This window comes from Allobosea sp. MMO-172 (assembly GCF_037147855.1).
Classification (GTDB): Bacteria; Pseudomonadota; Alphaproteobacteria; order Rhizobiales; family Beijerinckiaceae; genus Allobosea.
Map to the genome: position 1 here is coordinate 38,366 of NZ_JBBCUM010000017.1, position 13,773 is coordinate 52,138.

13 protein-coding genes are annotated in these 13,773 nt (G+C 64.2%); 8 read left to right on the forward strand and 5 right to left on the reverse strand.

The features are described from left to right. Positions 1-14 precede the first annotated feature (14 nt). From WFK61_RS21570 to WFK61_RS21580, 3 genes are all read left to right on the forward strand, one after another. Positions 15-752, forward strand: a complete 738-nt coding sequence (locus WFK61_RS21570; RefSeq protein WP_336814126.1) for a helix-turn-helix transcriptional regulator — start codon at positions 15-17, stop codon at positions 750-752. 436 nt (positions 753-1,188) lie between these two features. Continuing rightward, positions 1,189-1,851, forward strand: a complete 663-nt coding sequence (locus WFK61_RS21575; protein ID WP_336814127.1) for an acyl-homoserine-lactone synthase — start codon at positions 1,189-1,191, stop codon at positions 1,849-1,851. A gap of 268 nt (positions 1,852-2,119) precedes the next feature. After that, positions 2,120-2,764 (forward strand): autoinducer binding domain-containing protein, encoded by a 645-nt coding sequence (locus tag WFK61_RS21580; RefSeq protein WP_336814128.1) that lies wholly within the window; start codon positions 2,120-2,122, stop codon positions 2,762-2,764. An 8-nt stretch (positions 2,765-2,772) separates the two neighbouring features. Here the strand turns inward: WFK61_RS21580 and WFK61_RS21585 are convergent, their stop codons facing one another. Beyond that, on the reverse strand, positions 2,773-3,078 hold the full coding sequence (locus tag WFK61_RS21585) for a transcriptional repressor TraM (protein WP_336814129.1): 306 nt from the start codon (positions 3,076-3,078) through the stop codon (positions 2,773-2,775). A gap of 421 nt (positions 3,079-3,499) precedes the next feature. On the opposite strand from WFK61_RS21585, the gene WFK61_RS21590 reads away from it, so the two are divergent. Further along, entirely contained in the window at positions 3,500-4,555 is a 1,056-nt protein-coding gene (locus tag WFK61_RS21590) for a PIN domain-containing protein (RefSeq protein ID WP_336814130.1), read from the forward strand. 34 nt (positions 4,556-4,589) lie between these two features. Here WFK61_RS21590 and WFK61_RS21595 read toward each other — a convergent pair whose 3' ends face one another. Genes WFK61_RS21595 through traA form a run of 4 tightly spaced genes read right to left on the reverse strand, consistent with a single transcriptional unit; the run spans position 4,590 to position 10,547 of the window. Continuing rightward, positions 4,590-5,201 (reverse strand): TraH family protein, encoded by a 612-nt coding sequence (locus WFK61_RS21595; RefSeq protein ID WP_336814131.1) that lies wholly within the window; start codon positions 5,199-5,201, stop codon positions 4,590-4,592. Positions 5,202-5,216: 15 nt separating this feature from the next. After that, positions 5,217-6,452, reverse strand: coding sequence for a conjugal transfer protein TraB (locus tag WFK61_RS21600; RefSeq protein WP_336814132.1), 1,236 nt, complete (start codon positions 6,450-6,452; stop codon positions 5,217-5,219). Further along, positions 6,373-6,972 carry a conjugative transfer signal peptidase TraF gene (traF, locus tag WFK61_RS21605; RefSeq protein WP_442896349.1) on the reverse strand — a complete coding sequence of 200 codons (600 nt, stop codon included), beginning with the start codon at positions 6,970-6,972 and terminating at the stop codon, positions 6,373-6,375. The genes WFK61_RS21600 and traF overlap by 80 nt, the downstream gene beginning before the upstream one ends. Then, the gene (gene traA, locus WFK61_RS21610; RefSeq protein WP_336814133.1) at positions 6,969-10,547 is read right to left on the reverse strand and encodes a Ti-type conjugative transfer relaxase TraA; all 3,579 of its coding nucleotides are present in this window, start codon (positions 10,545-10,547) and stop codon (positions 6,969-6,971) included. The genes traF and traA overlap by 4 nt, the downstream gene beginning before the upstream one ends. A gap of 247 nt (positions 10,548-10,794) precedes the next feature. Between traA and traC the strand changes: the two genes are divergently transcribed. Genes traC through WFK61_RS21630 form a run of 4 tightly spaced genes read left to right on the forward strand, consistent with a single transcriptional unit; the run spans position 10,795 to position 13,738 of the window. Continuing rightward, the gene (gene traC, locus WFK61_RS21615) at positions 10,795-11,091 is read left to right on the forward strand and encodes a conjugal transfer protein TraC (protein ID WP_336814187.1); all 297 of its coding nucleotides are present in this window, start codon (positions 10,795-10,797) and stop codon (positions 11,089-11,091) included. Further along, on the forward strand, positions 11,066-11,311 hold the full coding sequence (gene traD, locus WFK61_RS21620) for a type IV conjugative transfer system coupling protein TraD (RefSeq protein ID WP_442896350.1): 246 nt from the start codon (positions 11,066-11,068) through the stop codon (positions 11,309-11,311). The genes traC and traD overlap by 26 nt, the downstream gene beginning before the upstream one ends. Continuing rightward, the gene (gene traG / locus WFK61_RS21625) at positions 11,298-13,220 is read left to right on the forward strand and encodes a Ti-type conjugative transfer system protein TraG (protein WP_336814135.1); all 1,923 of its coding nucleotides are present in this window, start codon (positions 11,298-11,300) and stop codon (positions 13,218-13,220) included. The genes traD and traG overlap by 14 nt, the downstream gene beginning before the upstream one ends. 44 nt (positions 13,221-13,264) lie before the next feature. Further along, on the forward strand, positions 13,265-13,738 hold the full coding sequence (locus WFK61_RS21630; protein ID WP_442896351.1) for a thermonuclease family protein: 474 nt from the start codon (positions 13,265-13,267) through the stop codon (positions 13,736-13,738). Positions 13,739-13,773 lie beyond the last annotated feature (35 nt).

Consider the following 13,773-nt stretch of genomic DNA (forward strand, 5'->3'; position numbering starts at 1 on the left):
GATGGAGTTCGATCATGCCCAAAGCCGATATGAATTTTGTCGAACGGGCGTTCGATTACATCGACAGCCTTGAAGACAACGCCGTGACCGAGCGCAGCATAACCTGCAGTTTCGGCAAGCTGTCGGCGGAATGCGGGTTTGATTTTGTGACGATCACTCGCCTGCCTCAACCGAAAGTACATCTTGGCCCTGCGATGCTCCTCAACAAGTGGTCCAAGGCTTGGCTCAACTACTACGACGGCGCCGGCCTTTATCAATATGATCCGGTGGGGCAACGGTGCCTTGAAACAACCGAACCATTTTGCTGGTCAGACGTTCGATACCCCACCAACGATCGGATGGCGTCGCGTGTGATGAATGAGGCCGCTGAACATGGTATGCGGCAAGGTCTCTGCATACCAATGCACGGACTTTCTGGTTTTTCAGCAGTCGCTTCTTTTGCCGGCGCCGCACCAGAACTGTCGAGAAGGCGGCGTAGCGCTTTGCAGTTGGCGTCGATCGCCACCTATGGGTGGTTTGAGCGGCGCGAAAGCTCCCAACGAGAGGCAGCCCATTTGAGGCTGAGCCCGCGAGAACGGGATGTTCTGGTCTGGACTGCGCTTGGAAAAACAAATGGGCAAGTCGGCACGCAGCTTGGAGTGTCTTCGCTCACGGTGCGCTCCCACTTGGAACGAGCGCGATTGAAGCTTGGCGCCGTCAACGCCGTAAGCGCGGTTGTTGAAGCGCTCCGGCATCGGGAAATACGTCTCTGACTTCAAGGTCCTTCGGTCTTCGGGGCGCGGCAATGGATTGGCGATCGAGCCATCTTGGCTGTGGCGAAGCGCTCCCAGACGATGTCTACGAATTGCGCGAACTGTCTCCGGTCGATCTGAGGCCTGCAAATTGGATTGGTCGGACTGCGGAGGTGCCCCGCTCAGCCATATGGCCGAATCTCACAGCCTCCGTGCTGTCTTCGAACCGATGAACCGGCGCATCGTTGGGAGGGCCCATCTTGACCAGAGCGGCGAGAAGTCGGGGATAGCGGTCGTTCGACAATCGCAATCGCTTGTGTGCTGGCCGGCAACGCAACGTTTTTCCCGCAACGAACGTGGCCAAGTGCCTTAGAAGCCATGTGAACGGTGTCCTCGTTTTCGAGGATACGCGGAGCGATTGTGCTGGCGCATCTTTCTATCCAGAGCGGAGGGAAAGATGCGCGTTCATGTCATCGACCAAGGAAATCGTAGGCACTTTGCAGATCAGCTGGATCAGCATCATCGCCTTCGACACGATATTTATATCGGGGAGCGCAAATGGCGCGCCCTTCGAGGCAGCAACGGCCGTGAGCATGATCAGTTCGATCTGCCGAGTGCGATCTATCTTCTTGCATTGACCGAGGACGGAGAGGTCGCGGGCGGTACGCGCCTGTTGCAGTCGACGGAGCCGACGCTGCTAGGTGAGGTCTTCCCGCACTTGGCGGATATGAGGCCATATGAGCGTGCGCCCGACGTGCTGGAATGGACGCGTTTCTTCGTCGCTCCGCGCTTCCGGGAAGAGGGTCGCCTGTGCCAAACCGGCGGCCTCGTCAGCGCAGCAATCATCGACTACTGCCTTCGAAGCGGCGTCCGCAAGCTCAATGCCGTCGGCGAAACGTACTGGATGCCGCGGATCAGCTCGCTTGGCTGGCGACCACGGCCGCTAGGTCTTCCGATCTCACACGATGGGATGTCGATCTGTGCCTGGACAATCGACGTGACGGAATATGCCCTGCAGACGACTCTCAGGGCCTACGAGCTCGAGGCCTCAAGGCTGGCACTGCCGTCCAACGGCAGACCGGATCCCATGGACCAACGGCGTCATAGGACCTTCGCGTAACGTAATCGGCGCGGCTATTGCTGTCGCATTGCGCCGCGTCATGTGCTGAGCGCGCATCATATTCAAGCAGCCCTGGGACGGGTGGCTGGATGTGGGCCGTGGTCAGCGGCTCACAACCTTAGCTCACATCCACAGTCAAACTGCGTCCAGCTTTCGCTTCGGAAGGTATTTGGGGCGCATCTGAGAAGACAAGGCCCCAAAGGTAATGGATTTAAGGACCTGGTTTCAGCGGCTGACGGACGTCACATCAGTCGCGCGATCGCAAGATATGCTAACGGGCGCGCTCCCGAAGCTCGTCGATGAGCTTGGATTCGACAGCTACGCTTACCTCTACGTTCATCCGTCCTTGACGAAGGCAGTATCGAATTACGCGCCAGAGTGGCAAGACCATTATTTCGATAGCAGCTACCCAACAATCGACCCGGTTGTGGCGGCCGCAAAATCGAGCTTGCGACCATTCGCCTGGTGTCCCAATTCATACCCTGCGGAAACCAAGGAAGCACGCCGCTTCTATTCAGAAGCCGCCGACTTCGGAATCCGATCCGGCATCAGCGTTCCGGTCAGGACCGCCTGCCGCCACATGTCGATGCTGACGCTGGCGTCCAACAAGCCCTCCCTGACCCTGGATAAAGACATCGACCAGATTGCCGCCATCACGGCTGTTGCCTACCTGCACGCCCGAATTGAAGAGCAAGACACGAAACCGACGGGGCAGACCCATTTCGACCTGACAGCGAGGCAGGCCGCCTGCCTAAAATGGTCGGCGGAGGGTAAGTCGATGAAGGCGATCGCGGTTCTGGAGAACATGTCGTTCTCAACGGTGAGCTTCCATCTCAACAACGCTCGCAAAGCGCTCGACGCATCAAGCCTTGCCCAGGCGACAGCGCTGGCCACGAAACTCGGCCTGATCTGACGGCGAGGTCACTCCGCAGGCATCTCCGGTACATATCCCAGGACACCGAGCAGGGTCGACAAGATGCTCTGCTGCGCGTGCATGTCGATCATCGCCCTGACATAGGCCTCGCGCGCAGGGCGGCTCGCGTCGTCGTGCTCGATAATCTGACGGCACTCGGCGTGGCGGAGCTCGGCAACGTCGCGGAGATAGCGATGCCTGTAGATCGCCTCGATGACGATCGTCTCGAGCCTGGTTTTCGGGAGGCTGTTCGCCAGTCCAATGATCGGACCCCAGCTGGCCGACTCAGCAGGAGCGTCACCCGAGATATCCATAGTTCCGCTCTGTGTGGCGTCCGCGGTACGCCCCCGCCGACATATCCCTTGACCCCGAGCCGGGGGTTAGAATCCGTGGTGACACGGCCCTACGACCTTTAGCTGGAAGCCTGGACATACGTCGCAGGCCCCCGGCCGTAGGTCAGAGGACTTGGTGCCGTTACGGCCGACACCAACCGGTCATCAGGGGATTCTAAGCCCCGAGGCAGCGCGTACCGCCCTGGCGCGCTTATAGAGGCATGGGCGTCCCCGCACCAGATCAAAGAGCAGCCCCAAACTACCGCAATCGCTTCTCCTACGGATCCGCGAAGGCGGCGAGGCTCTTGGCTCCTATTCAAAGGAACCGGATTCCGCCATATCAACGTCGAAACAGCATTGCCTCGGCGGAGCCTCGAGGATTGCAAAATCGAACGGAGACACGGTGTCCAAGCCCGCACGCAAACACACGGAGCCATTGCGGACGCGGCACGTCTTCTTCGATACCGAGGTCTACCGCCGCGCCGGCTTCAATGTCTCGCACACCGCCTTTGCTCTTCTGGCGAAGGAGATCGCTGCTGGGCGCATCGCTCTGCATATCACCGACATCACATTGGCGGAGATTCACCGACAGTTGAAGGAAATGGTGATCGAAAAGGCGGCCGAGGCAAAACGCCTTGCCCGGGATTTCAATCGGATCGCCCAGATCACCGGCCAGCAGAATGGCACTGTGAAGGAAATCGACGGACCGGCGCTCGCCGACAAAGCGTGGAGCGGCTTCGTCGAGAAGGTGATGACCGGAATGAATTGCCATTCGATCCTGGCACTCGAGATGCCGCCCCGGGTCGTTTTCGAGCGGTATTTCGCGCGGCAGGCGCCATTCGACGAGAGCGGAAGCAAGGAGTTTCCGGACGCTTTTGTGGTCGAGAGCCTCGCGTGCTACTGCAAATCCAACGAGATCACGATGTATGTCGTCAGCAGGGACGCAGCCTTACGCCGGGCGGCCGAAAGCCACGATGTCCTCATTCCCCTGCAGACGATCGACGAGATCCTTGCGGCTGCCGCGGCAGCGCCGGGCGACGAGGCCGAGATCGAGGCACTCGTCGATGAGCTCTTCGCAGCGCCAGGGTTTGACGATCAGGTGATCGCCGCCATCGAGACGGACTTGGATTTCGTCGACTTCACTTACTATGGCGATCTCCCGGAAGGGAGCGTCCAGGAGGCAAAGCTCGAGGAGATTGTCAGCCTCGACGACTATCGTGTCGCGGCATTCGACGGCAAGCAGATCGGCTTGATCCTTCAGGTCAATACGATTCTCGACGCGACCATTCGCTATCTGGATGAGGACAAACTGCGCGACAAGGATGACGATATCATCCTGACGGAGCTGAGAACCTCGTCACGGACCCATGCCCGCCTGAAACTCTACGTTTCGATCAATCTCGCCGATCAGCGTTTCAAGGAAACCGAGCTTCTGACGCTCGACGTCATCGTCGAATAGCGCTCGGCACCCCAATGGGTGCGCCAGCGGCCGGTCAAGGCGCTCGTCCGCCAATCCCCGAGAGGTCGATCCGGATGCTCGAATTGTTGGGGTCGCCGGTGGTTGTTTCCTGCGGGGTCGCGGCCGGGACGGCCTTGGCCGGCTGCACGGTGACCACCTGCTTCTGATCCGCCGTCGGCGATCCACCGGGATCGGGCGCGGTGAAGACGGCGGTCCCCTCGAACTGGCCCCGCTTCCAGGCATCGAGCGCATCGTCGAGGACCTGCCGCATGACTTCCTCCGAACTCGGCCGACCGTACCATTTCCAGACGATGCGCCAGACCTTGCCGAACATGGCCGTGCCGACCTTGATGTTCTTGCAGGCGTCAAACAAATCCGGCGAGACCTCGGACGGATCCTTGATGCTGACGCCGGCGGGATACTGCGTGATACCGACCCGCACGACCGCACGTCCGACATGGGCGCGGACGAGCTGAAGCGCCTCGTCGGGTGTCTTTGCCGGCGGCACGAGGATGAGGCGGTCACCGCTGCGAACGACGACGGCAAGCGGATCGGCCGAGCCCGCCGCCTGGATGAACTTCTCGACGATGGCGGGCTTCAGAGAGGGGTCGGCGCATGTCCGGATTAAATCGGCATCGATGGCCATGGAGGGGGTTCCTGGTTAGCGGTTGAAGGCGGTGACGAGCGGGATGGCAAACAGCCGTGCCCAGGCTTCGAGCGCAGCGATCTGAATGTCGGGAATGGAGGTGCCGATCGCCCACCAGCCATTGGCGATGGCGACGATCGCGTCGGGCCGCTCCAGCATCGATTGCAGGACAGGCCAGACCAGGAGCTGCTCGTAGCAGATGAGCGGCGCGACCTTCCGGCCGGCAATGTCGACGACGGGATCGCCGAAGAAGGTCGCCTGCGCCCCGCCGCTCGCGCCGAGCCACGCCCGCCAGGGCTGCCACATCGAGACCGGCACGGGCATGCGGGAGCGATAGGGGATCCTCGCACCGGACGGTTCGATCGCCACCATGGCATTGCCGTAGCCATCGGCATCGAGGACGGCCACGCCGGCGATCACGGTGACGGGGCGCCCGGCGAGGCTGTCGGCCCAATACCGGGCGACGGTCGGAGTCAGGACACCAAGGGTGCTTTCGGGGAAGACGACGACATTGGCTCCTCCATCGGCAGCCCGTGCTGCCCGTCCAGCCAGCACGCGATGCTGGTCGAAGACATTGCCTTCGCCGAGCGCGGAGCTCAGCGCGGTGTCGATGCCCAGCCAGCCGATGGGTGTCGGCGGCGTCGACCACGATAGAGCCGACCAGATCCAGAAGCCCACCATGACGGCCGCCGCGAGCGGCCAGGCGCGCGTCGTCATGGCGAGGAGGAGACTGGTCGCGGCCGCGAGGCCCCACCAACCCCAACCGGGAAAGAGGACGCCCGCTGCGGTGATCGGATGGGCCCATCCGACGATGCCGAAGGGCGGCACGGCCATCAGCACGGCGGCGGTGAGATAGCGGAGCGCCTTCACTCGCCCCGGGCCGGAACTCCAGACCGCCGCGTGGACTGCAATGAAACCGAGGGACGCGCAGAACCACAACAGAACCCCGGCCCAGACCGAGGTGCTGAAGTAGCTGGCGACACCCGCCGGCAGGCCACGCGACGCGGCGAGGAAGTAGCCCACTGCCACGGCCGCGGCGGTGAGGCGATCGCGCGAAGCCGCCCATAGCGCCGGAAAGACCATCGCCATCGGCAGGGTGAGGGCATGGCCGCTCCATCCGATCCCGCCAGCAGCCACGGCCGCGGCGACGAGGACAAGCGCATGGAAGCGGTCAGGGATCGAAGACGAGGACCGGCCGTGCCAGTCCGAGAAGACCGGCCTCCGGGACCAGCCCGAAATACCGGGAGTCATAGGAACCTGCGAAAGAAGAGTGGAGGAAGAGGTGGCCGGGCTGAATGACGCCCCCCGGCCAGGGTGAAAGAGAGCGCCCTTCACCATCGGCCGTGCTGGTGCGGGATTGAGGAAGCTGCGCGCCGTCGATGACGACATCGGCGGCAACGAGAATGCGGCGACCTGTCGTCGCGGCGACGATCTTGATGAGCGGCGCCGCGCCGCCGTCGCAAAGCCCGCTCCGGAAATATCCCCGCTCGAGACCGAAAACCGAGACTGGCCCGGCCGGTGGGCAGATGAAGACGAGATCGCCTTCGACGACGGGCCGATCGAGCGGCACGATCCGCCACAGCCCAAGCGGTTCGCTCGGCGTCACATTGAGGCGCAGATCGCCAAGCCAGGCGCCGCCGGCGAGGACAGCCACCATCAAGCTACCGGCCACCAGGATCGTGCCAGCGCCCCGGCGCTGCCGCCACCTTCTCCTTCCGGCCGCTCCATTCGGACCATGCGATCCGTCTCTGAGATTCAGCCCTGATCTCATTGCAGCCTCAGCCCTTGCGACTGTGCCTGCCTCATGGTCTCGGCCTGCTTCAAGGCCTCCGCCGTGCGCTGCTGTGCGGCGAGTTGCTGCGCGGTCCGGAGATCCGGCCAGGCCGCCTTCAACTCCTGCTTCTGCGCCGGGCCCATGCCGTCCGACAGCGTCTTGAACACCTTGCCGTCCGCCTCCTTCGCCGCGACGCCGGTGAAGCTGCGTTCGCCGAAACGCTCGGAGACGGCACGGGCAAAACCTTCGAGCTCGGCGCCGACCATCTTGTCCTCGAGCGCGAATGCGAGCGCTGCCGGCAGGTCGTTCCGATCGATGGCATCGCGAATGCGTTCGAGCGTGTTCTTCGCCGCCGGGGACAGCGCCGGGATATCGACCGCGACCTTCAATCGGGTCGCGCGTTCCTCGGCCTCGTAACGCCTTTCGGCCTCGGCGCGCAGGCGCAGAAAGCGTTCGAGATCACGGGCGAGCGCAGGCGCGTTGCGGTTCGCCTGCTCGCGCTCCTGCTTGTCGGTGCGGCTGGCGAGAAGGCCCGTCTTGCCATTCAGCGCACCGAAGCCATCGGGCGCTTGCGAGAGCTTCGACAGCGTCGATTCCGCCGCCTGCCTTTCCTTCAGCATGCCGCCGACATCAACCTTGCGGAAGGAGGATTCCGGATCGGCGAAGACGAGGCGGAACCGGGTCGAGATCTCCTCCCACTGCTTCTTCAGTGCGGGATCGGCGACGACCTTGTCCTCGACAACCTGGTCGATCGATTTGGCGAATGTGGTGGTGCCGGCAACCATCGGCTTTGCCTCCTTGATGGTTTCGGGGATCGTGGGTTTGGAACCTGAGACAAGGCCGAGCCGCGCGCCGAGGGCCTGCAGGCGAGCGCCGAGATCGGCGAGCTTCTCTTTCTGCCGAACGGTCCAGCGGAGCTTGTCGGAGACGAGCGTGCGGGCGACACGCATGAGATGGAGACCGCGCGCATCGGCGAAGCGCAGCGTCTGGCGATAGGCCGACGATTTCTCGTAATCGAGCGTGGTTTCCTTCGAGCCGTCGCGCGACAGACGCGCGGTCAGCCGCTCCATGGCGACGTCCCGGATCGGAACGACCTCCCAGCTATTGCGCTGGGCCGTGGTGTCGTTGGGGAGGCGAACGGGCTCGGCGCCCTTGTGGTGAAGGCCAATGCGATCGCCGATCTGAGAATCGGCTTTCTCCATCGCGCGGCCGAGGTCGACACCCCAGATCGTGTGCTGCTCGCCTTCGCGGAAGGACAAGGTGACGAAGTAGCTGTCGCGGTTCTTCGGATCGTTCTCGAAGGGCGCCTCGCCATGGGCAACGAGAACGCCGCCACGGCGATTGGCGAACTCCGCCATGCCGACATAGAGCTCGGCCGCCTCGCGGTGGCGCGTCATCGCGACATAGGTCAGATGGCGATCGAGCGTGGTCGAGGCGAGCACCTTGACCCTATCGGCTGTCGCGCCCTGCGACTTGTGGATGGTGGTCGCATAGCCATGATCGACATTGGCAAAGAGGTGCTGATCGACCGTCACTTCGCGACGGTCCGCACCCTCGCCGATGGCGGCAATGATCCGGCCAGGTGCCGCCTCGACGACATCGGCCAGCATGCCGTTCTTGACGCCAAGGCTCCCCTCGTTCTTCAGGAACACGATCCGGTCGCCGGTTGCAAACTGGCGCGTGCCGTCCTCGGTGCGGAAGGCGAAGCTCTCGCCGAGAATGTCGCGCTCGACGAGTTTCGCGCGGGCCATCTCGTTGAGCGTGCGCACGTCACGACGGCGATGCGCGAGGATCAGCGACGACTTCTGTTGATCGTAATCGCGGTTCCAGTCGTCGATCAGCGCGTCGATCGCCTCGGCCCGCGTCCACTCGGTCCGCACCATGCCGGCCTGGTCATAGGCGTCGAGCGCGGAAGCGACCCTGCCGCGCGCCAGATCGAGCGAGGCGTTGCGCATCCATTGCTCGCGTTGGCGATAGATCGTCTCCAGCTCGGCATAGCCGACGCGATCGGCGATGGCGCGGAAGGCGGCGCCCGCTTCGATGGGTTGAAGCTGGTCGGGATCGCCGACGAGGATGAGCTTCGCGCCCGCCCTCGTGACCGCATCGACGAACAGCGCCATCTGCCGCGATGACACCATGCCGGCCTCGTCGATCACGAACACGGTCTTGTCGTCGAGCACGTCCCGGCCCTTGCTCCAGGCAAGCTCCCAGAAGGCGAGCGTGCGCGAGGCGATGCCGGCTTCCTTCTGCAGACCTTCAGCCGCCTTGCCCGCCAGCGCCGCGCCGACAACGCGGTAGCCCGCCGTTTCCCAGACCTCGCGGGCCGCCTTCATCATGGTGGTCTTGCCGGCGCCGGCGCGGCCGACGACGGCCGCGATCCGCGCCGCGCCGGCGACGTGCTCGATTCCCGTTCGCTGCTCCTGCGAAAGGCCCGCATGCCGCTCGAATGTGGTTTTCAGCGCGGCCTCGCCAACACCATGCGAGGATCGGCCGGCGAGCCAGATTGCCTGCCGCGCCATTGTCGCCTCGAGCGTGATGAGCTCGCGCGTCGTGTACTTGGCTGGCTGCCGTGTGCCTGTCGAAAGCGCGATGTGCTCACGGTCGAGACGCAGAACTTTCGGGTCCTGCATGATGCGCGCCATCACCTGCAGGAAGGTTTCGGCGTCGTCGATATAGCGATGCAGCACCTTGGCGATGTCGCGCTCAGTGAAGACGCTCATCTCGCGCGTGACCAACTCGAGCACGATCTCCGGCCGGCGCAGGATGCGCGTGCGGTTCTCCGCCTTGCGCTGCTTGAAGAGCGCGATGCGTTCGGGCTTTTCCGCCGCGCCCGCCTCTTCCCCTTTCCGGTCGATCGCCTTGGTCGCGACGCCGATATGCGTGGTCGGCACGAGATCGATGCCGCGCTCGGCGTAGGAGCGGCCATCGACACGGATATCGAGACCAGCGAGCGCCAGATGCCTGTTCTGGAGGGACAACCAGCCCTCGCGCTGTTCGAGGAAATCGGCCTTGTCACCCGACCACAGGCGATAGACGATATTGCCGGCTTCGGTGCGCAACGGCGCGCCGTCCTCGCCGAGGACCGGCACCTTCTTCGGCCCGAATCCATCCTCGGCGAGCGGCCGCAAGGTGGTCATCAGGTGGACGTGCGGATTGCCGGGTTCGTCGTGGAAGACCCAGTCGGCAACCTGTCCGCGGGCGAGGACCTGGGCTTCGACGAACTCGCGCACGAGCGCGATGTTTTGCTCGACGCTAAGCTCCACCGGCAAGGCGATGATGAACTCCTTGGCGAGCTGTGCGTCGGACCGTTTCTCGAAAGCCTCGACCACGTTCCAGAACGCCTCGGCCGCGCCGGCAACCGAACGATCGGCGATCATAGCCTTCGCCCAGTCCGGCGCTTCCGGGGGCAGCAGGAACTCCTCATGGCGCAGGCCCCGCTTGCCGGAATAGTCGACGGTCCGGCCCTCGGCCTGGTGCTCCATCCGCGCGCAATGGCGATACGCGGCCGACAGCACCGCGCTGCGGCCGGAGCCGCGCGAGATGAGCTGGGGCGTGAAATGCGTGATGGCCAAGGCGGCGGAAGCTCCCGGTGACGGCGAAACAGGCGTGTTCGTCGGGAGCGGGAGTGGGGCGACGCCGGCAGGTGCGAAGCAGGACGTCGCGTCAGCGACGTATTACTGCGCCCTTGGAACCGCTCCTTCGGAACGGCCGGGATAATCTCAGGCGGCGTCGGCTCTGCCGACTAGCTAATTCATTAGTCGCCCTGCCGGGCGACTTTCGGAATTCTCCATGCAGACCAGCACGGAGATCCAACCGGAAATGAAGAAACCATCCTCGAAGATCCGCGAAGAAATCGCTCGCCTGCAGGAGCAGTTGAAAGCCGCCGAGACGCGCGAGGCCGAAAGGATCGGGCGCGTCGCGCTGCGAGCGGGACTTGGCGAGATCGAGATCGAGGAGGCCGATCTTCAGACCGCGTTCGAGGAGCTGGCCGCCCGGTTTCGCGGGAGGGCAGGGAAGTCGGCCGGAAGGAAAGGAGCCGAGACCGGCAACGCCGACGGCGCGCCCGCCGCGAAGGTCTCGGCTAGCGCGGATGCGGCAGGCGGTGGCGAGGCTTGAGCGCATGCGCCAGATGTCATCGACCGACGCCCGCAAGAAGGACACGCGCGAGAAGATCGAGCTCGGCGGCCTCATCGCCAAGGCGGGCTTGCGTTATGAGAAGCGCGCCGTCCTGCTTGGCGCGCTGATCGAGCTCGGCCGGCGGCTAGAGGGCGACGAAGCCGAGCGGGCGCGGCTTGCTGCCATCGGCGCGGAGGCGTTCGGCCGTGACGGCGAATAGGCTCCTGCTGCTGATCGTGCCGATGGCGATGATGCTTGGTGCGATCGTCGGATTGGCCGGCATCGGAGGCACCCTTGCCGTCCTCGGCAAGACGGAAGCGCAACGGCTGTTTTATATCCGCGCCGGGACCGCCATGCCTTACGCCGCAGCGGCAGGCATCGGCGTCATTGTCCTGTTCGCGACGGCCGGTTCCCCGAATATCCGCGCGGCCGCGTGGAGCGTCATCGCCGGCAGCGCGTCGGCGATCGTCATCGCGGTCACGCGCGAATCTGCTCGCCTTTCCGCGCTGCCGACGACCTCCGCGCCCGGCCGGTCGCTGCTGGCGCAACTCGATCCCGCGATCATGATGGGCGTGGGCCTCGTGGTGATGGCCGCAATCTTCGCGCTGCGCGTCGTGGTCAAGGGCAACGCGGCTTTCGCCACGCCGATCCCGAAGCGCGTGCGCGGCCGGCGCGCGCTCCATGGCGACGCCGAGTGGATGTCGATGCCGGAAGCGGCGAAGCTCTTCTGCGATGCCGGCGGCATCGTCGTAGGCGAGCGCTACCGCGTCGACAAGGACAGCGTGGCCGCCGGCCCGTTTCGTGCGATGGAGCAGGAGAGCTGGGGGCAGGGCGGGCGCATTCCGCTGCTTTGCTTCGATGCCTCGTTCGGCTCGTCGCACGGCATCGTCTTCGCCGGGTCCGGCGGTTTCAAGACGACCTCAGTGACGATCCCGACCGCGCTCAAATGGGGCGGCGCGCTCGTGGTGCTCGACCCGTCCAACGAGGTCGCGCCGATGGTGATCGATCATCGGCGCGCGGCCGGGCGCACGGTGCATGTGCTTGATCCGCGCGAGCCCGGAAACGGCTTCAACGCGCTCGATTGGATCGGGCGTTTCGGCGGCACGAAAGAGGAGGATATTGCCGCGGTCGCGTCATGGATCATGAGCGACAGCGGCGGTGCGCGCGGCGTGCGAGACGACTTCTTTCGCGCCTCCGCCCTGCAACTCCTGACCGCGCTGATCGCCGATGTGTGCCTGTCCGGGCATACGGAAGAAGAGAGCCAGACGCTGCGCCAGGTCCGCGCCAATCTCTCCGAGCCGGAGCCGAAGCTGCGGGCGCGCCTGCAGGAGATCTATGACGGCTCGGACTCGCAGTTCGTGAAGGAGAACGTCGCGGTCTTCGTCAACATGACGCCGGAGACCTTCAGCGGGGTCTATGCCAATGCGGTCAAGGAAACGCACTGGCTGTCCTATCCCAACTATGCCGCGCTCGTGTCGGGCTCGACCTTCGTCAGCGACGATCTCGCCAGCGGCGAGACCGACGTCTTCATCAATCTCGACCTGAAGACGCTGGAGACGCATGCCGGGCTCGCCCGGGTCATCATCGGCTCCTTCATGAACGCGATCTACAACCGAAATGGCGAGGTGTCCGGCCGGGCGCTCTTCCTGCTCGATGAGGTGGCGCGCCTCGGCTTCATGCGCATCCTCGAGACGGCGCGCGACGCCGGCCGCAAATACGGCATCACGCTCCTGCTGCTGTTCCAGTCGATCGGCCAGATGCGCGAGACCTATGGCGGCCGGGACGCGGCGAGCAAATGGTTCGAGAGCGCGAGCTGGATCTCGTTTTCGGCGGTGAACGATCCGGAGACCGCCGACTACATCTCGAAGCGCTGCGGCATGACCACGGTCGAGATCGACCAGATCAGCCGCTCGTCGCAAGCGTCGGGATCGTCGCGCACGCGCTCGAAGCAGCTCGCCTCACGCCCGCTGATCCAGCCGCATGAGGTCCTGCGCATGCGCGGCGACGAACAGATCGTCTTCACCGCCGGCAACGCGCCGCTCCGCTGCGGCCGCGCGATCTGGTTCCGGCGCGACGACATGAAGGGATGCGTTGGGGTGAGCAGGTTTCAGCCGGAGAAGAAATCGTGACGGCGGAACGCATCGCGCTCATCGGGACGGCGCTGGCGGTCGTGGTGCTTGCCGGCTTCTGGATCGCAAGCGATGAACGGTTCGGACGGCCGGCGAACGTTCCGAACCGGACCGTGGCGGTCGAGAACGTGCCGATCGTTGAACCGCCACGGATCGAAATGCATGCGGAGAGATTCACGCTCTGCAATGGCCCGGTCCGGATGAACTGTGTCGTCGACGGCGATACCTTCTGGCTCAAGGGCGACAAGATCAGGATCGCCGATATCGATGCGCCGGAGATCTCGGCGCCGCATTGCGAAGACGAGAAGATCGTCGGTCAGCTCGCGCGCGATCGTCTGCTCGAGCTCCTGAACGTTGGCGGCTTCAGCCTGCAATCGGGATGGCGGGAGACCGATCGATATGGCCGCAAGCTGCGCACGGTCACGCGCGGCAACCGATCGCTCGGAGAGATGCTCGTCGAGGAGGGACTGGCGCGCCGGTGGAACGAGCCACGGCCTGACTGGTGCGTCCGTGGATGACGTGAGCGGTTCTACAATCCCCGCGATCATCGGTT